Below are 18,128 nucleotides of genomic sequence, written 5' to 3'. Positions count from 1 at the left end.
GCATTTAACTTAACCGGCGGCGGATTGCAAACTCTGCTTATTACCCGCCGGAGAAAACCCGATGTCACAGCCGATCAATACCGCCGACCTGAATTTACAGGTGCACTGGATGCCGTTCACTGCTAACCGCTATTTTCAGCAGGATCCCCGTTTTATTGTCGCCGCGCACGGCCACTGGCTGACCGATGGCGACGGCCGCCAGATTTTCGACAGTCTGTCCGGTTTATGGACCTGCGGCGCGGGCCACACGCGCCGTGAAATCCAGCAGGCGGTCGCGCAGCAACTCGGTACGCTGGATTACTCGCCGGGCTTTCAGTATGGCCACCCGCTGTCGTTTCAGCTGGCCGAGCGCATCGCCAGCCTGATGCCCGGCCATCTCAACCACGTCTTCTTTACCGGTTCGGGGTCGGAGTCGGCGGATACTGCGGTGAAAATGGCGCGCGCCTGGTGGCGGGCCAAAGGCCAGCCCAATAAAACCCGGCTGATTGGTCGCGCGCGCGGCTATCACGGCGTGAACATTGGCGGCACCAGCCTTGGAGGAATCGGCGGCAACCGTAAGGCCTTTGGTCAGCTGCTGGAGGTTGATCACCTGCCGCATACGCTGCAGCCAGAGCTGGCGTTCACCCCCGGCCAGCCCGCCACGGGGGGCGAGGCGCTGGCGGATGAGATGCTGAAGCTGATTGAACTGCATGATGCTTCGAATATTGCCGCGCTGATTGTTGAACCGCTGTCCGGATCCGCCGGCGCGATTATTCCGCCGCACGGCTACCTGCAGCGCCTGCGTGAGATCTGTACGCAGCACGATATTTTGCTGATTTTTGACGAGGTAATCACCGGCTTTGGCCGCATGGGACGCTGGAGCGGCGCGGAGTATTTTGGCGTCACACCGGATCTGCTCAACTTCGCCAAACAGATTACCAACGGTGCCATTCCGCTGGGTGGCGTGGTGGCCAGCAGTGAAATCTATCACACCTTTATGTCTCAGCCGCTGCCGCAGCACGCGGTTGAGTTTGCGCACGGCTACACCTATTCGGCGCATCCGGTGGCCTGCGCGGCCGCACTGGCAACGCTGGACGTGCTGGAAAACGAGGCGCTGATTAGCCAGTCGGCCGAACTGGCACCGCATTTTGAACGCGCGCTGCACGGGCTGCGCGATTGTCCGCAGGTGGTGGATATCCGCAACTGCGGGCTGGTCGGTGCCATTCAACTGGCACCCCGTGAAGGTGACGCGACCGTGCGGCCGTTTGAAGCGGGCATGGCGCTGTGGAAAGCCGGCTTTTACGTCCGCTTTGGCGGCGATACGCTGCAGTTCGGCCCGATGTTTGATACCCAGCCGGCCGAACTGGACCGGCTATTTGATGCGGTAGGCGAAGCCCTGCACGGCCTCAGATAATCTCAGTGCTGTAGCTGACCGGCTGCGGCGGAATAAATGCCTGCACCGGCGTCAGTTCGCCGCGGTATTTGCGCAGCTGCACCACGGTGATTTGTCCGCTACAGCCCTGCGCCAGCGATGAAGTGCCGATATCCAGCGTCAGCACATTCGGATTGCCGTGGCGACACAGCGGTCGCAGCGCGGTGGGATCGACCGGATCGTACCAGGCGCCGGTCGGCAGCTGCACCACACCCGGCATAATGCTTTCGGTGACGCGAGCGCTGGCCAGCACGTGACCGCGCTGATTGTACAACTCGATAATGTCGCCGTCGGTAATGCAGCGCGCTTCGGCATCGTGCGGATGCAGGCTGCACACCTCACGTCCTTCGCGTTTGCCGCTCAGGCTGTAGTCACCAAAATCCAGCTGGCTGTGCAGACGCGTGGCCGGCTGATTCGCGATCAACCACAGCGGATGTTCCGCATCCGGCTGCTGCTGCGGCGCGCGCCACACCGGATGGCCGGGGCAATTTTCATAGCCAAAGCTGGCGATGGTGGCGGAAAAGATTTCGATTTTGCCGCTCGGTGTCGGTAGCGGTGCCGCCGCCGGATCGGCCCGAAACGCATTGATCATCCGCCCGCCATCTTTCAACTGCGGCAGTTCAATCACGCCCTGCAGCCAGAACTGATCGAAGTCAGGAATCGTCACCTGATGCGCGGCCAGTTTTTCCTGCAGCTGCGCATAGTGATGGCGCAGCCAGCCGCGGGCGTCGCGTCCTTCGGTGAACGCCTCTTCACGGCCTAAACGACGTGCCAGTTCAGCAAAAATGGTGTAGTCGTCCTGCGCCTGCGCGTAAGGTTGCGCCACCGGCTGCATGGCAAACAGATGACGATCGGTCGGCGCACCGCCGATATCTTCACGCTCCAGCGTCATGGTGGCAGGCAGCACGATATCCGCATGGCGCGCGCTGGCGGTCCATGCGGTCTCGTGCACAATCAGCGTATCCAGCTGGCAAAACGCCTGCCGCAGCCGCGCCAGATCCTGATGATGATGGAACGGATTGCCGCCCGCCCAGTAGGCCAGACGGATATGCGGATAGGTCAGACGCCGGCCGTTGTAATCAAATTGCGTGCCGGGATGCAGCAGCATATCGGCGATACGCGCCACCGGAATCAGCCGGTCAATACCGTTCTTACCCTGCGGCAGCGCCGGGAAACTCACCAGATTATGATGCTTCCCGTAATGGCCGAGCGCGCCGAGCGCATAGGTGTATCCTCCGCCCGGCAGCCCCGGCTGGCCCAGCGCGGCCGCCAGCACCAGCCCCAGCCATACCGGTTGCTCACCGTGTTCCGCGCGCTGCAACGCGTGCGCCACGGTAACCAGCACGCGCTTGCCGTGCAGCTGGCGGGCAAAATCGGTGATTGTTGCCGCGCTGACGCCACAAATCTCAGCCGCCCACTGCGCGTCGCGTCGCGTACCGTCCTCTTCACCGCGAATATAGGCGACCATTTGCGGCCAGCCGACGGTGTAACGCGCGAGGAAAGCCTCATCGGTGTGCTGCTCGTCAATCAGCACCGACAGCAGACCGAGAATGAAGGCCGCATCGGTACCGGGGCGCAGCGCCAGCCACTCTCCCTGCGCCTCATCGGGCAGATCGCTCTGCAACGGGCTCACCGAAATAAAGCGTGCGCCGCGCTCTGCCGCCTGCTGCATAAAGCCGCGTTCGGTGTGTTCGCTCAGACCACCGCTTGCCACCTGCGAGTTTTTCAGCGCCAGGCCGCCGAACGCCAGCACGATCTCGCTATGCCGGGCGATCTCTTCCCAGCTGACGCCGCGGCGGGCGATCTCATTCATGTCGCCGACGATATGCGGTAACAGCACCGAAGCCGAGCCGGAACTGTAGCTGTTCACCGAGCGCACATAGCCACCCATCACCGTGTTAAGAAAGCGGTGCACCTGGCTCTGCGCGTGATGAAAACGGCCGGCACTTGACCAGCCATATGAGCCACCAAAAATACCTTCCGGCCCATACGCGTCACCGACGCGCTGCAGTTCGCGCGCCACCAGCGTGTAAGCCTGCTCCCAGCTCACCGCCACATAGTCGTCATTACCGCGACGCGGATCCGCGCCGGGCCCGTTTTCCAGCCAGCCACGGCGCACCATCGGTTGCGCCACGCGCGCCGGATGATGCAGGACATTGTGAAAGTTTTGCAGCAGCGGGCTGGGATCGGGATCGCCGTGAAACGGTTCGATGGTCAGCCGTTCGCCCTGCTGGCGGGCAGTAAAAGCACCCCAGTGGGCGCTGTGCATCACCGGTTTTTGCGTCATCATGCTTCCTGGAGTCAAAAATGAAAAACGGTGCTTACAGCACCGTTGCAATAAAGTTTCTTACCCGTCCGTTTTCCGGATCGTCGAGCACCTGCTGCGTCGGCCCCGCCGCCACAATCCGCCCGCCTTCCATAAACACGATGTTATCGGCCACCTCGCGCGCAAAACCGATCTCGTGCGTCACGATCACCATGGTGATGCCGGAGTGCGCCAGCTGTTTGATCACCTGCAGCACTTCACCCACCAGTTCCGGATCGAGCGCAGACGTGGGCTCATCAAACAGCATCACGCCGGGATCCATCGCCAGCGCCCGGGCGATCGCCACACGCTGCTGCTGACCACCGGAAAGATTCTGCGGCCACTCTTCTTCGCGCCCGGCCAGCCCCACCTGCTTAAGCAGCGACAGCGCTTTGCTGGTCGCCTGCTGGCGGCTCTGTTTTTTCACCCGCATCGGCGCATCGACAATGTTTTGCAGTACGGTGCGGTGCGGGAACAGGTTGAACTGCTGAAACACCATGCCGATTTCGGCACGCTGACGCGCAATCTCGCTGCTGCTCAGCTCGTGCAGTGCCTGGCCTTTCTGCTTGTAACCAATGATCTCGCCACCGATACGAATCGTGCCACCATCCAGTTTTTCCAGATGGTTGATGCAGCGCAGCAGCGTCGATTTGCCTGAGCCGGACGGTCCGAGGATCACCGTCACCGAGCCAGCCGGGATATCAAGATTAACTTCATCCAGAATGGTGACGCCGGAAAAACGTTTGGTCACCTTACGTAAGGCGATCGCTTCAGCCATTGCTTACGCTCCTTTCGGCTTTAGGCGCGGAGAAACCGGGCAGCGACTTGAGTAAACTGCGCTTTTCGCGGCGCGTGACGCCACGGCCAAAGTAGCGCTCGACGTAGAACTGACCAACCGACAGTACCGAGGTCATCAGCAGATACCACAGCGTCGCCACCAGCAGCAGCGGGATCACTTCATAGGTGCGCTGATAGATGATCTGCGCCGAAAACAGCACATCCTGCAGGGAGATCACCGATACCACCGCCGTGGTTTTCAGCTGGCCGATGATTTCGTTACCGGCCGGCGGCATGATGGCGCGCATCGCCTGCGGCAGTACGGTATGACGGAAAATCTGCGCCGGACGGTAACCCAGTGCACGGGCGGCTTCCAGCTGGCCGTTGCCAACGCTCTGAATCCCGGCGCGCACGATCTCAGCCGCATAGGCAGACTGATGCATTACCAGCGCGATCACCGCCGCGCTGAACGGACTGACCAGCGCATTAGACTGGGTACTCCAGATCTCACCCAGACCCGGCAGCGACAGCGAAATGGTCGGGTACAGCGCCGCGATGTTGTACCACAGGAACAGCTGTACCAGCATCGGCACGCCGCGGAAAAACCAGGTATAGAACCAGCTGACGCCGACCAGCACCGGGTTGGATGACAGGCGCATCAGCGCCAGCACCGTGCCAAAGGCGAAGCCCAGCACCACCGAAATCGCTGTCAGCTGCAGCGTCATCAGCACGCCCTGCAGGATTGACTCGCCGGTGAAGTTTTCCGCAATCACGCCCCATTCGAAGCGCGGATTGTTGATCATCGAATGCGCCATCGCCACCACGCACAACAGCACCACCAGCGCACTGAGCCAGCGTCCGTAGTAGCGTTTACCGACGATTTTCAGATCGTCGGTGTGGTCGTGAAAGTCACTCATTGAAAGATATCCTGATTACGTTTTGACTCTTTAACCGCGCCAAAGCCGATGCCCCAGTTATCCAGGATCTTCTGGTAGCTGCCATCTTTAATCAGCGAGTTCAGCGCTGCCTGTACGGCAGGTTCAAGCGCGGAATCTTTCGGGAAGGCGACCGATACCGGCGCATCATGCACGGTGATTTCGCCGCTCATGGTCAGCGGTTTGATCACTTTCACCTGCCACAGCAGGCCTTCGTACGGGCCGAGGAACATCGGCACACGCCCGCTGACCACGGCCTGAACACCCGCCGGGCGATCCGGGAACACTGACACTTTAATCGGTTTTTTCCCGGCCGCTTCACAGGCTTTGCTGGCCTCTTCCAGACGGGTCACCTGGGTGGTGCCGGAACCGGCGCCGACTTCTTTACCGCACACCTCGTCGAGGGTTTTGAACGGCGCGACGTTGGCGTCTTTCCGCGAAATAATGCCGAGACGGCTGGCGTCGTAGTAACTCACGAAGTCGATAATTTTGGCGCGCGCCGGCGTGGCGTTGATGTTGGACAAGGCCACATCGTAGCGGCCGGTTTTCAGTCCCGGAATGATGTTGTCGAAGCCGCCGGTGTCACGCCACTGCACCTGAATGCCGAGACGCTCACCGACCGCGTTCATGATGTCAATTTCACGGCCGGCCAGCGTTTTGTTGTCTTCTTTATAGAAGGTGGTGGGCGGCGTGTTGGGGTTGGTTCCTGCCACAATATAGCCGCGCTTCGCCACGTCGGCGGGCACCAGGCTTTTCAGCGCGGCATCAGCCTGAACATGCAGTGAGCTGTCGGTTGGGACGGATTGTTCGGCGGCAAACGCGGTGTGCGCACTGAGAGCGAGTGCGAAAAGGGTGATACCTTTTGCAAATTTCACTGGAACCTTTCTCCTGATATTTAAAATGTTTCCCGGCAGGGAAAAGGCGTCGAGGTAGCGATGTATTTTTCCCTTTGCCCATGTCGCGTAAAGCCGCGCGGCGCAAAGGATTGTCATCCTCTAAACGTCCCGCAGCCATTCTCTGGAAGATAGGCAGCGATCACAAATGCGAAAAACAGATATCTATTGCCGAAATCCGGCAATAGGGTTCTTTGCTGGCCTGAACGCGGCCCTGTCGTCGCGCAAAAATCAGATTGTTACCGCAAATCAGGCACCTGCTTATCCTGCCACGCTGGATGATTTGCTTATTAGCCATAACGTTCCTGTCTAAGCCACTATGTTGCCCTCTTGACAAAAACTGACAAAAAAGCGGCACGGTGAGGCGATTTACGCAGGAATGTAAAGAAGTTGCACACCAATATACAATGCAAACCATTCTCATTATCATGCGCATTTGCTTACAAATGTTAACGCATCAGGGAGATGATATAAGTGAATGTAACTGTATGTGGCAAAAAGCGTCCGGTCGCACTGTGCCTGGCAGGCCTGTTAACCTCACCGGTGTTTGCCGCTGAACCCACGGAGAAGCTGGCCGACGATGAGTCGATGATTGTGACGGCAGAGCAGGAGCTGAAGCAGCAGCCGGGGGTTTCCACCATTACCGCTGAAGACATCAAAAAAAGTCCGCCCGTTAACGACCTCGCGGACATCATCCGCAAAATGCCCGGCGTTAACCTCACCGGTAACGGCGCCAGCGGCAGCCGCGGTAATAATCGCCAGATCGACATTCGCGGCATGGGCCCGGAAAACACTTTGGTGCTGATCGATGGCGTGCCGGTCACCTCCCGTAACTCGGTGCGTTACAGCTGGCGCGGTGAGCGCGACTCACGCGGGGATACCAACTGGGTACCACCGGAAATGGTGGAACGCATTGAGGTGATACGCGGTCCGGCCGCTGCCCGTTATGGCTCCGGTGCCGCCGGCGGTGTGGTCAACATTATTACCAAACGCCCGACCAATGACTGGCACGGCTCGCTGTCGCTGTTCACCAACCAGCCAGAAGATGACAAGGAAGGCGCCACCCGCCGCGCGAACTTCAACGTCAGCGGTCCGCTGGCCGGTGAGGCACTCACCATGCGGCTGTACGGCAACCTGAACAAAACGGATGCCGACGCCTTCGACATCAATACCGCGCAAAATGGCGCTTACGCCGCCGGACGCGAAGGGGTGCGTAACAAAGACATTAATGGCGTGCTGTCGTGGAAAATCACCCCGACGCAGATTGTCGATTTCAGCTATGGCTACAGTCGCCAGGGCAATATTTATGCCGGCGACACGCAAAACAGCAACAGCAATGCCAGCGCCAACGGACTGGTGGAAGCGCTGTACGGCAGCGAAACCAACCGCCTGTATCGCCAGAACTATGGAGTGGTGCACAACGGCATCTGGGACTGGGGCACCTCTAAGCTCAACTTTAGCTATGAGAAAACCAATAACACCCGCCTGAAAGAAGGCTCCGGCGGCAGCACCGAAGGGATGATCAACAGCGATACGTACGCTACCAGCCGGCTGGAGAGCTATCGCGCCGGCGGCGAGATCAATTTCCCGCTGCAGCTGCTGGTCGATCAAACCGTTACGCTGGGTGCTGAGTGGAATCGCGATGAGCTTAACGATCCGGCATCGGTACAGGCCACCAGCGCACCGGGCGTCGATTTCGGCGGCGTTTCCAGCGACGGTTCGCAGCGTGACAGTAAAAACAGCGCCACCATCAGCTCGCTCTATTTCGAAGACAACATCGCCGCCACCGACTCCACCGAAGTGATCCCCGGCCTGCGCTTCGACTATCACGATCAGTTTGGCGCTAACTGGAGCCCGAGCCTCAACCTGTCGCAGGGCCTCGGTGATTACTTCACGCTGAAAGCCGGTATTGCGCGTGCCTTTAAAGCGCCAAACCTGTATCAGTCCACTGAGGGCTACATCCTGTCGACGCGCGGCAACGGTTGTCCGATTGGCCTGTCACGCTGTTACCTGCTGGGCAGCAAAGACCTTGATCCCGAGATCAGTGTGAATAAAGAAGTGGGCATTGAATTCAGTCATCAGGGCTATGTCGCGGGCATCACCTGGTTCCGCAATGATTACAAAAACAAAATCATCTCCGGCACCACGCCGGTGGCTTCAACCGGCTCGTATAACCTGCTGCGCTGGGAAAACGGCGGCAAAGCGATCGTCGAAGGGCTGGAAGGCAATCTGAGCATCCCGCTGATCGCCGACACGCTGGAGTGGCGCACCAATGCCACCTATATGTTCCGCTCGGAGAGCAAAAAAACCGGCAACCCGCTGACGGTAATTCCGGAATTCACCATCAATTCGCAGCTGGAATGGCAGGCGACCGAGGCGCTCAGCGCCAACATCAACTGGACGCAATACGGGCGGCAGAAGCCACGTCAGTATGCGGAAACCAGCCTCGAGGCCAGCCGTGGTCTGTCGCAGCGTGAAATCAGCCCGTATTCCATTGTCGGACTGAACCTCAACTACGACATCACTAAAAACCTGAGCGCCAACGCCGGTATCAACAACCTGTTTGACAAGCGCGTTTATCGCGAAAATGCCGGGGCATCGACCTATAACGAACCGGGCCGCGCCTGGTACGCCGGTGTCACGATGTCGTTCTGAGGAATGGACGCCATCGGGTAAAGTGATGGGGGTGATCACACCCAGTCTTCAACCATCAGTCCCGCAACGCGTTGGAACTCCCGCGTGTTTTAAGCACCGCCGTCTGTGCGGCAGGCCTGCGCGCTAGCCGGATGCTCAGCAGCGCGCCGGCCGCCAGGCAGAACGACATACACACTATCGCCACGTTGAAGGCATGGGTAATCTCTCCCGGCCCCTTGCCCGTGCCCAGCACGGCATAAAAGATCCCGCCGATAATGGCCACGCTCAGCGCCGTGCTCAGTTGCAAGGTGGAGCTGGCGATACCGGCAATCATCCCGGCCCAGGCGGGTGCCACGCGTCCGGTGACGATGTGCATCAGCGTCGGCAGCGCCAGCCCCTGGCCAAACCCCACCACAAACAGTCCCAGAGCCAGCGGCAGCGCCGCTGGTGACATCCCAACCGGCGTGCTGGCCATCAGCCACGCCAGGCCCAGCAGGCCGACCACTTCCAGCACCATCCCAGTGGCGTTAACGTAAGGCCCAATCAGCCGTCGCGCAGAAGGCGTGGATAACGGTCCCAGCAGAAAACCCGCACCAAAGGGCAGAAAGATCAGCCCGGCGCTCAGTACGCCCTGATGCAGCGCGCCCTGTAAATAGATCGAGAACAGCAGGAAGAATACGCCAATCGAGTAGAACAGCAGCGCCAGCAGCAGGGACAGCCCCAGCCCCGGCACGCTGAAAATCGCCGGGTCGATCAGCGGATCGCCGCCCTGCTTTGCCAGCCGGCTTTCATAGCGCCAGAACAGAGTGCCCAGCACCGGCACCAGCAGCAGCGATAGCCAGGCCCACAGCGGCCAGCCCGCTTCCCGTCCTTCAATCAGCGGCACGATCAGCAGACCCAGCGTCATCATCGACAGTCCCATTCCGCCAAAATCCAGCTTGCGCGCGTGCTGAGCTCGCGTCTCTTTAATCAACGGGATGCCAAACAACACCACCAGCAGCGCCACCGGCAGATTGACCAGGAAAATGGCGCGCCAGCCGCTATTGAACAGGTTGAGTGAGATCAGGATGCCGCCCAGCGCCTGACCGATCACCGAGGCCAGACCAAATACCGCGCCGTACAGGCTCAGCGCGCGCGATTTCTCCGCCTCCGGGAAAATCGCCTGAATCGAGGCCAGCGCCTGCGGTGCCATAATCGCTGCAGTGATGCCCTGCAGCACGCGGCCAGCGATCAGCGCACCCGGTGACCAGGCAAAGCCACACAGCGCAGAAGCCGCCGCAAAACCCGTCAGGCCAACGAAGAACATGCGCCCGCGGCCAAACAGATCGCCGAGGCGACCGCCGGTGATCAGCGTGACGGCATAAAACCCGGCATAGGACGAGATGACAAATTGCTCCGCCGAGCCGGACGTGGCCAAGTCGCTCTGAATCGACGGCAGCGCCACATTGACAATAAAGAAGTCCAGCGGGGGTAAAAATGCGCCTGTCAGCAGGACGATAAACATCGCCCAGCGGCGTGGCTCGGGATTTAACGCGTGCGGATCGGACATCACAACACCTCACTAAGGAACCGATTGGTTCCAATATGGATAAAAAAATTAGTCGAGCAGACGCATCGTGCAGTCCACTACGGCGTTCATTTCTGCTTCCGTTGCCCCGGTTTTACCGAGGATGCGCATCCCTTCAATCTGGCAAACCAGTAAGCGGGCCAGCACCTGCTCATCACGCTCGGGCAGTTCCGCTCAGCTGACCGCGCACCAGTGTTGCCGCATACAGCTGCTGCAAACGCCGGAACATGCGCCCCGTGCGTTCGGCAATCTGTTCATCATGCGCGGCCATCTCGGTGGTAAGCGACACCACCAGACAACCGCGCCGCCCTTTCTCACCGCTGGAGAGCGCGGCATAACGCAGCAGTGAGGCGCGAATCGCCGCTTTAACCGCGCCGGGCTGCGCCAGAATATCCGAGGTGGCTTTCAGGCCTTCGGTCATGTAGATATCCAGCGCGGCCAGCAGCAGCCCTTTTTTATCGCCGAACGCCTTGTAGAGACTGCCGCGCGATAAACCGGTTCCGGCGATCAAATCCGGTAGCGACGCCGCTTCATAGCCGCGATCCCAGAAAACGTGCATGGCGCTGCGCGCCGCCTCTTCCAGCTCGAACTCGCGCGGGCGACCGATGACGGTCAGGTTCTTCATCACTGCCCTCCCCTGTAATTATAAACCAACTGGTTCCTATCTTAGCTGCAATGCAGTGGCTATTGCAAGTCAGCCGCAGCCCCTTCACGGCGCGGTCGCTTACGCATGGATAATCAGGGTTAAGTGATGCGTTACACAAAAAACTGACGTAACGCGTCGGCCAGCGCCTGCGGTTGCTCATCCGGGATAAAGTGACCACAGTGCGCGAGGCGAATCCCGCTGACGTCGGCCGCAAAAGTGCGCAGCGGCTGTGCCATATCGGCAATTGAGCCCTGATCGGCGCTCACCGCCAGCAGCGGGATCGCCAGTTTTCCCCGGGTTTGCAACAACTGACGATTCTGCTCCGCTGAGGTGCTGACCTCACGGTACGCCGCCATGCCGGCGCGCAGCGCGCCGTTTTGCTGCAGCAGCCGCACATATTCCGCCATCTCTTCGTCACCAAACACCATCGGGCTGGCTGCTTTGCGCTGCAAAAACCACTGCAGATAGAGCGCTTCACGACCGGCGATCAGCGCTTCCGGCAGATCCGGCAACAGGTGAAAAGCAAAGTGCCAGGTTTTCCAGGCTTTGTCCGGCGTCGCAGGCAGCGCATCCGGCAGCGTCACGCCGGGAATGCCGGCATCCAGCAGCGCCAGCTTGCTGATGGCATCACCGTGCAGCATCGCCAGCGGCCAGGCAACCCAGGCACCCACGTCATGCGCGGCCAGGTAGTAACGCTCAACCCCTAACTGCTGCAACAATCCCTGCACGCTGTGCGCCAGCGAGGTGGTGTCATAACCGCTGGCAGGCTTGTCGGAGTCGCCCTGTCCGGGCAGATCCGGCGCAATGATGAAATAGTCTGCCGCCAGCTGCGCCATCACCTTACGCCAGGCAAACCAGCTCTGCGGAAAGCCCGCCAGCAGAACCAGCGTTGGCCCCTGCACATTGCCGCCGCTGACGTAGTGCAGCCGCACGCCCGCGACCGTGGCGTAAGCATGGTTAAATTGCGGCAGGTTATTGACGGGCTGTGACCAGCGCGGCGCGGCGTCCAGGGCAGGCAGTGACATAAGCGTTCTCCGGTTATTTTGGTAAAGATCGTTTCCTTATTGGATGCGATTCTGCGCTACCGCGCCGTTAACGCGGACTCATTAAGGAAATGTTTATTTCCTTAATATTAACGACAGCCACGCGCGCCTTGCAAGCGAGTCTGTGAAATAGCCCGGAAGCGAACGGCGGAGTGAATCGTCCCGCCGCCGCGCCTGAGTGATGTGCGGTTATCCCGCCTTCTTCGCCGTGGGTTTCAGCGATCGATTGAGATCCTGAATGCGTTTCATGGTTTTAACCGTGCGTGCCGAACTGGCGGAGGCCACCGCCAGAATCAGCATTTCGAGGCACACCAGCACCGTGCCGTGCAGCGGCATGCGGCCATTTTCACCGCCGCGCGGCACGTTAATCACCACATCCGCCTGCTGCGCAAACGCCGAATCCAGCGCGTGGGTCAGCAGAATCACCGGCATACCCAGCCGCTGCGCCTCTTTCAGCGTCGTCATGCCCTCACGGTGCGCCGATTTCTGCGCCATCATGATCAGTACATCGCCGCGCTGTAGCGTTATCAGCTGTTCCGCCAGCGCAATCCCGGCACGGTTAAGCGTTACCGCCGGCAGGCCGATGCGTCGGAACAGTCGCGCGCTGTACTCCGCCAGAATGCCGGAAGCGTTGATGCCAAACAGCGCCACCTGACGCGCTTCCAGCAACAGTGTCACCGCAGCCGCCACCGCCTGACGGTTAACCGGTTCTGCCAGTACTTCGCAGGCGCGCTGATGGCCGCCCAGCACAAAATCGATGCCGGAGTTGATGTCACACGACAGTTCGCTGATGGTCGCGCTCATCTTCTCTTCCGAGTTTTGCGCCGGGCCAAACCACGCGGCCAGCGTGGTTTTCAGATCGCGCAAACCGGCAAAGCCCAGCGCCTGCACGGTGCGCACCACGGTGGCGTCAGAGGTTTGGGTGGCCTGGGCGATATCCAATGCAGTCGCGTCTAATATAGCCTCACGATGTTCGTGGATATATCGCGCCACCGTTTGCAGGCTGGCCGATAATGTCGTGACGCGCGCACGGTAGCGTTCACCGAATACATCCACCCGATTTTTAATGTTATTTGCCGCCATTATGTTGCCTGTTAGTAATATCGCATCGTTGTGAACCGCGTCGGCAGGCCGGCTTGTAGTAAAAATTTGCGCCGCTACCGCTATCCACTTCCTTCTCGCCTGGCTTAACCCGGCCAACTTCAAACTCTACAAAATAAATAATACGCTGATTTAAAATAACTTTTCTGGCAATCCCGGTTCAAAATTTTCTGCCGCGTTCTGCTGTAGTATCCACACCATCATTTACGTTTACTACTACATTTTTTCATGTTTGAATGATTCTCAATTACATCTCAGCCGCCTTTTTCCGCTGACTGATGGCATAACAATGCCGGGCCGCGAATGTCCTGTTCGTCACCGGCAGCATTTTACTGATAGCTTCGTTGCGCGGAATAAATAATCCCGCAATTACACCAGGTTTATATTCGATGCAGAACAACTCACCGCGGGCGGTTAAATTACTGTGCCATCCGGCTATCCTTGCCGCTATTTACGGCGTAACGGCACTCAGCAGTACTGACACCCTTGCCGCTGAACAAAACAGCACCCTCACCGTGACGGCGCAGCAGCAAAACAGTGACGACGGCTATAGCGCCACCAGCAGTTCGGTCGCCAGTAAAACGCCGGTGTCGCGCCTCAATGAAGCCCAATCGGTGAGCGTGGTGACGCAACAGCAGCTGGAGGATTATCAGGCCGCCAGCCTCGCCGACGCGCTGCGCTTTGTCAGCGGCGTAAGCGAAGGCAACACGCTGGCAGGTACCGAAGATGGCTTTGTACGCCGCGGCTTTGGCAGCAACTCGGATGGTTCCATCTATCGTGATGGCGTGCGCAGCAGCCAGGGGTTGAATTTCGACGCCACCACCGAACGTGTCGAGGTACTGAAGGGCTCGGCTTCGCTGCTGTACGGTATCCAGAATCCCGGTGGCGTGATCAATATTGTGAGCAAAAAGCCGCAATACACCTGGCACACCAAAGTCAGCGGTCGCGCAGCCAGCGAGGGCGGCGGCGCCGGCACGCTGGACGTCACCGGCCCGCTCGGCAACGGTTTTGCTTTCCGCCTGATTGCTGAAAAGCAGAATCAGGATTACTGGCGCAATTTCGGCAGCGATAAACACACCTTAATTGCCCCCTCGCTACAGTGGTATGGCGAGCAGGCCAGCTTCCTCATCAGCTACGAAGATTATCAGTACGATATTCCTTACGATCGCGGCACGGCGTTTGTTAACGGTCAGCCGGTGGCGATTGGCTATAAAGATCGCCTGGACGATAAAGCTAACCATGCGTGGGGCCATAATAAAACCCTGAACGCGCACTACGACTGGCAGTTCAATGAGGCGTGGAGCACGCGCCTGACTTTTGGCTGGAACCAGCGTCAGTACGACAACAACGAAGTGCGGGTTACGGCGATCAACCCCACTACCGGTGTGGTGACGCGCCGCGCCGACGCCAACCGTGGCTTCAACCATAAAACCAAATACGTGGCGTGGGATGTGATCGGTTCGCCGCAGCTGTTTGGCATGACGCATGATGTGGTGTTCGGCACCGATTATGAAATGAATCAGACTTACCGTGCACACCAGTATCAGGGTAAAGCGAACACCGGCTTCAACCTGTACGATCCGCAATACGATATGCTGGCACCGATCACCAACAGCAGCAGTGAAAACAGCGCCAACGCCAACCTGCTTAACCGCCTGCACAGTCGCTCGGTATACGCCAAAGACAGCATTTCGCTCACCGACGACTGGATTGCGGTGCTGGGCGGACGCTATCAGCACTATGAACAGCGCGCATCAAAGGGCTTCGATCCGGTGGTGCAAACGCTGGACAGCGAGGGCAACAAGTTCCTGCCGCAGGCCGGGCTGATTTACAAACTGACGCCGGATGTCTCACTGTATAGCAGCGTGAGCAAATCCTTCACGCCGTCGACTGACGTCGACGATGACGGCAACGTCGGCAAGCCGGAACAGGGCACCACATGGGAAGTGGGCAGCAAGTGGCAGATTTCGCCCCGGCTGTTTGCCAGCGTAGCGCTGTACCGCATCGACGAACGCGATATGTCGCTTAATATCAACGGCACCACGCGCGCCATCAATAAAGCGCGTTCGAGCGGCGCTGAATTTGAGCTCAATGGGGAAGTGCTGCCGGGCTGGGATCTGAGCGCCAACTACAGCTATGATAAGGCCGAAATCGTCGACGATGGCGTCAACCCGGCGAACAAGGGCAACCGCCTGCAGAACGCACCGCGTCACGCCGGGGCACTTTACCTGAGCCATAATCTGACGCTGAACGGCATTCCCGGTGACTTCCGCGTCGGCGGAGGTGCGCGCTACGTTGGCTCACGCGCCGGCGATCCGGAGAACAGCTTTACGCTGCCGGATTATGTGGTCGCCGACAGCTTTATCGCCTGGAATAATCAGCTGTTTGGCGAGAAAACCCAGCTGAAGCTTAACCTGAATAACCTGTTCAATAAGCACTATTACACCTCCAGCGGCGGCAACCTGCGCGTGCGCGAAGGGGAAACCCGTAACCTGATGGTCGAGGCCAGCGTTGAATTCTGATCGAGCGAAAAAGCCGCTGACGTGGTGTGCCTGGCTGGCTGCCCTCCTGCTGCTGGCGTTCAGCACCAGCACGCTGGCCAGGGTGATCACCGATATTGACGGCAATCGGGTGGAGATTCCCGATAGTCCGCAGCGCATCGTGCTGGGTGAGAGCCGCATGCTGTATACCCTGGCGCTGCTGGCGCCGGATGACCCGTTCCGCCACATCGTCGGCTGGCCGCGCGATCTGCAAAAGTATGACAGCCAGACGTGGAACAGTTTTGCTCAGCGGTTTCCGCAGATGCTGAACATCCCGACGCTCGGATCGGGCGGCCCTCAGGCGATCAATCCGGAGCAGATTCTCGCCCTGCGGCCGGACGTGGTCATTCTGCCCAGCCTGGCGCGCTACGATGATGCCGATCTGAGGCTGGTCAGCATCCTGAGTGCTGCGCATATTCCGGTAGTGAAGATCGATCTGCGCGTACATCTGTTAAAGAACACCCGGCGCAGCGTAGAGATTTTTGGTGAGGTGCTGAATCAGCAGGCGCGCGCGGCGGCGTTCAACCGCTTTTACAGCGCGCATCTGCAGGTGATTGAGGAACGGCTGGCGCGCTATCACGGGCCGAAACCCACGGTGCTGTTGCAGTTGCATCTGGGACGGCGCAACGAGTGCTGCGTGACGGCGATTAACGGCAGTCTGGGCGAGCTGCTCAACGCCGCCGGCGGCGACAATATTGCTGGCAAAACCCAGCACGGCGTGTTTGGCCGTTTGAGTGAGGAGCAGGTGATCGCAGCCCAGCCTGAGTATTACTTTGCCACCGGCTTTGGCGATAACGCCAGCGCAGGCCTGCTGCGCCTCGGGCCGGACGTCGCGCCCGACGCGGTGCTAAGCAGTTTCCGCCAGCTCACCGCGCAGCAGAACGGTTTGCGTGAGCTGAAGGCGATTCGCAACGGCCATGCAGCGGCAATCTGGATGAATTTTTATCTCAGCCCGTGGCATATTGCGGTGACCGAGTTCATGGCAAAAACGCTGTACCCGCAGCTGTTCGCCGACATCGATCCGCAGCAGACGCTGGAAACCCTGTTCCGTGATTTCCTGCCGATCCCCTATCGCGGCACGCTGTTTATGCGCATTCCGGAAGTGGATTAACCGTGCTGTTCACCCTGATATTTCTGTGCAGCGATTCCGGTGCGCATGAATGCGCACCCTACAGATGACCTCAGACCCGATGCCGGTATGCATTAATGCGCCCCCGGGGATGGTCTCTGTAGGGGCGCCATTTATGGCGACCGGCGGATCCGTGAAATACCTGAAACTACTGCGCAATTGAGCTATGTCCTGTAGGGTCGCCATTTATGGCGACCGCTGCGCTGCCTGCGGCTGGCGCTTAAACACCCAGAACGCCCAACTGTGGTACAGCAGCGTCAGCGGCAACACAATCAATAAACCCGTCACCACGAACCCCTGCGTCACCGGCGAGGAGGCCTGCTGGTGCATCTCCAGCTGCCACGGCAGCAACCACGGATAAAGCCCGCACGCCAGCGCCGCGACCACCACGCCCGTCTGCACCAGCGTGATCATCAGCAACGCCACCATCGCTTCACGCCACAGCGTGAGCAGCTGCAGCAGCCACAGCGCAGGCAACAGGCTCAGCAACACTTTTCCCGGCCAGCGCTGCCAGCTCTGCTGCCACAGCGCCGGCTCCAGCAGCAGCACGGCAATAAAGCAGGCCAGCATCACCACCCACCACAGCATGGCCAGCGCCCGCGCCCGCTCTACCACCGGCTCGCCAATGCGCCAGCACAGCCAGCAGCAGCCCAGCAGCAGATCAACCGCCACCAGCCCGAGGCCGCACAGCAGCGGCACCAGCGAAAAATCAATCACAATCCCGCTGGGCGGACGCGAAACCAGCATCAAGCCGCTCATCCAGCCTGGCAGAAACGCCGCCAGCAGCGAGCTGACCATCAGCAGCCGGTCCAGCCAGCGTCGCCCGGTCTCGCCAGGCTGACCGCGATACGCCAGCGCCAGCCCGCGCAAAAACAGCGCCAGCAGGAAGAGAAACAGCGGCACCTTCAGGGTTTGTAACAGTAGACTGTACAGCGGCGGAAACAGCGCCAGCATGCCGCCTGCCAGCAACACCAGCCAGGTTTCATTGGCATCCCACAGCGGCAGCAGGCTGTGCACCATCCACTGCCGTTCTTGTGGCTGGTCGAAACTGTACAGCAGCATCCCCACGCCGCTATCCGTGCCATCCAGCGCCAGATACATCAGCAGGGCAAACAGCAGGAGCACCGCAGAAAGTTCGACCAACATT

Annotated in this window: 13 protein-coding genes; 4 read left to right on the top strand and 9 right to left on the bottom strand. The window is 59.6% G+C overall.

The window, feature by feature from the left end:
• Positions 1 to 61: 61 nt before the first annotated feature.
• Positions 62 to 1,393, top strand: coding sequence for an aspartate aminotransferase family protein (locus ABVR31_RS22545; RefSeq protein WP_372774712.1), 1,332 nt, complete (start codon positions 62 to 64; stop codon positions 1,391 to 1,393).
• Here the strand turns inward: ABVR31_RS22545 and ABVR31_RS22540 are convergent.
• Genes ABVR31_RS22540 through ABVR31_RS22525 form a run of 4 tightly spaced genes read right to left on the bottom strand, consistent with a single transcriptional unit; the run spans position 1,386 to position 6,303 of the window.
• Positions 1,386 to 3,698, bottom strand: a complete 2,313-nt coding sequence (locus ABVR31_RS22540; protein WP_372774763.1) for a molybdopterin-dependent oxidoreductase — start codon at positions 3,696 to 3,698, stop codon at positions 1,386 to 1,388. The genes ABVR31_RS22545 and ABVR31_RS22540 overlap by 8 nt on opposite strands.
• A 34-nt stretch (positions 3,699 to 3,732) precedes the next feature.
• Entirely contained in the window at positions 3,733 to 4,494 is a 762-nt protein-coding gene (locus ABVR31_RS22535) for an amino acid ABC transporter ATP-binding protein (RefSeq protein ID WP_058758829.1), read from the bottom strand.
• Entirely contained in the window at positions 4,487 to 5,410 is a 924-nt protein-coding gene (locus ABVR31_RS22530) for an amino acid ABC transporter permease (protein WP_021509533.1), read from the bottom strand. The genes ABVR31_RS22535 and ABVR31_RS22530 overlap by 8 nt, the downstream gene beginning before the upstream one ends.
• Positions 5,407 to 6,303 carry an ABC transporter substrate-binding protein gene (locus tag ABVR31_RS22525; RefSeq protein ID WP_021509534.1) on the bottom strand — a complete coding sequence of 299 codons (897 nt, stop codon included), beginning with the start codon at positions 6,301 to 6,303 and terminating at the stop codon, positions 5,407 to 5,409. The genes ABVR31_RS22530 and ABVR31_RS22525 overlap by 4 nt, the downstream gene beginning before the upstream one ends.
• Before the next feature lie 492 nt (positions 6,304 to 6,795).
• Between ABVR31_RS22525 and ABVR31_RS22520 the strand changes: the two genes are divergently transcribed.
• Entirely contained in the window at positions 6,796 to 8,976 is a 2,181-nt protein-coding gene (locus ABVR31_RS22520; RefSeq protein WP_288422392.1) for a TonB-dependent siderophore receptor, read from the top strand.
• 55 nt (positions 8,977 to 9,031) lie between these two features.
• On the opposite strand, the gene ABVR31_RS22515 is transcribed toward ABVR31_RS22520, so the two are convergent.
• The 4 genes from ABVR31_RS22515 to ABVR31_RS22500 form a co-directional block, all read right to left on the bottom strand.
• Entirely contained in the window at positions 9,032 to 10,504 is a 1,473-nt protein-coding gene (locus tag ABVR31_RS22515) for an MFS transporter (protein WP_372774710.1), read from the bottom strand.
• Between the two features lie 172 nt (positions 10,505 to 10,676).
• Positions 10,677 to 11,147: a TetR/AcrR family transcriptional regulator gene (locus ABVR31_RS22510; RefSeq protein WP_372774708.1), complete on the bottom strand. Its 471-nt coding sequence runs from the start codon at positions 11,145 to 11,147 to the stop codon at positions 10,677 to 10,679.
• A 131-nt stretch (positions 11,148 to 11,278) separates the two neighbouring features.
• A complete protein-coding gene (locus ABVR31_RS22505) occupies positions 11,279 to 12,193 on the bottom strand; it encodes an alpha/beta fold hydrolase (protein ID WP_150059076.1) in 915 nt (304 codons plus the stop codon).
• A 207-nt stretch (positions 12,194 to 12,400) separates the two neighbouring features.
• Positions 12,401 to 13,294 carry a MurR/RpiR family transcriptional regulator gene (locus ABVR31_RS22500; RefSeq protein ID WP_021509539.1) on the bottom strand — a complete coding sequence of 298 codons (894 nt, stop codon included), beginning with the start codon at positions 13,292 to 13,294 and terminating at the stop codon, positions 12,401 to 12,403.
• 407 nt (positions 13,295 to 13,701) lie between these two features.
• On the opposite strand from ABVR31_RS22500, the gene ABVR31_RS22495 reads away from it, so the two are divergent.
• Together ABVR31_RS22495 and ABVR31_RS22490 are read left to right on the top strand one after the other, a co-directional pair.
• A complete protein-coding gene (locus tag ABVR31_RS22495; protein ID WP_372774706.1) occupies positions 13,702 to 15,834 on the top strand; it encodes a TonB-dependent siderophore receptor in 2,133 nt (710 codons plus the stop codon).
• The gene (locus ABVR31_RS22490) at positions 15,824 to 16,963 is read left to right on the top strand and encodes an ABC transporter substrate-binding protein (RefSeq protein ID WP_372774704.1); all 1,140 of its coding nucleotides are present in this window, start codon (positions 15,824 to 15,826) and stop codon (positions 16,961 to 16,963) included. Before ABVR31_RS22495 ends, ABVR31_RS22490 begins: the two co-directional genes overlap by 11 nt.
• 204 nt (positions 16,964 to 17,167) lie before the next feature.
• Here ABVR31_RS22490 and ABVR31_RS22485 read toward each other — a convergent pair whose 3' ends face one another.
• Complete coding sequence (locus ABVR31_RS22485) at positions 17,168 to 18,127, bottom strand: cytochrome d ubiquinol oxidase subunit II (RefSeq protein WP_282996860.1); 960 nt, start codon at positions 18,125 to 18,127, stop codon at positions 17,168 to 17,170.
• Between the last annotated feature and the right edge of the window lies 1 nt (position 18,128).

It is taken from the genome of Pantoea sp. WEP, from assembly GCF_041678305.1.
In the GTDB taxonomy this organism is placed as follows: Bacteria; Pseudomonadota; Gammaproteobacteria; order Enterobacterales; family Enterobacteriaceae; genus Pantoea; species Pantoea dispersa.
This window is presented reverse-complemented; position numbering and strand designations above follow the sequence as displayed.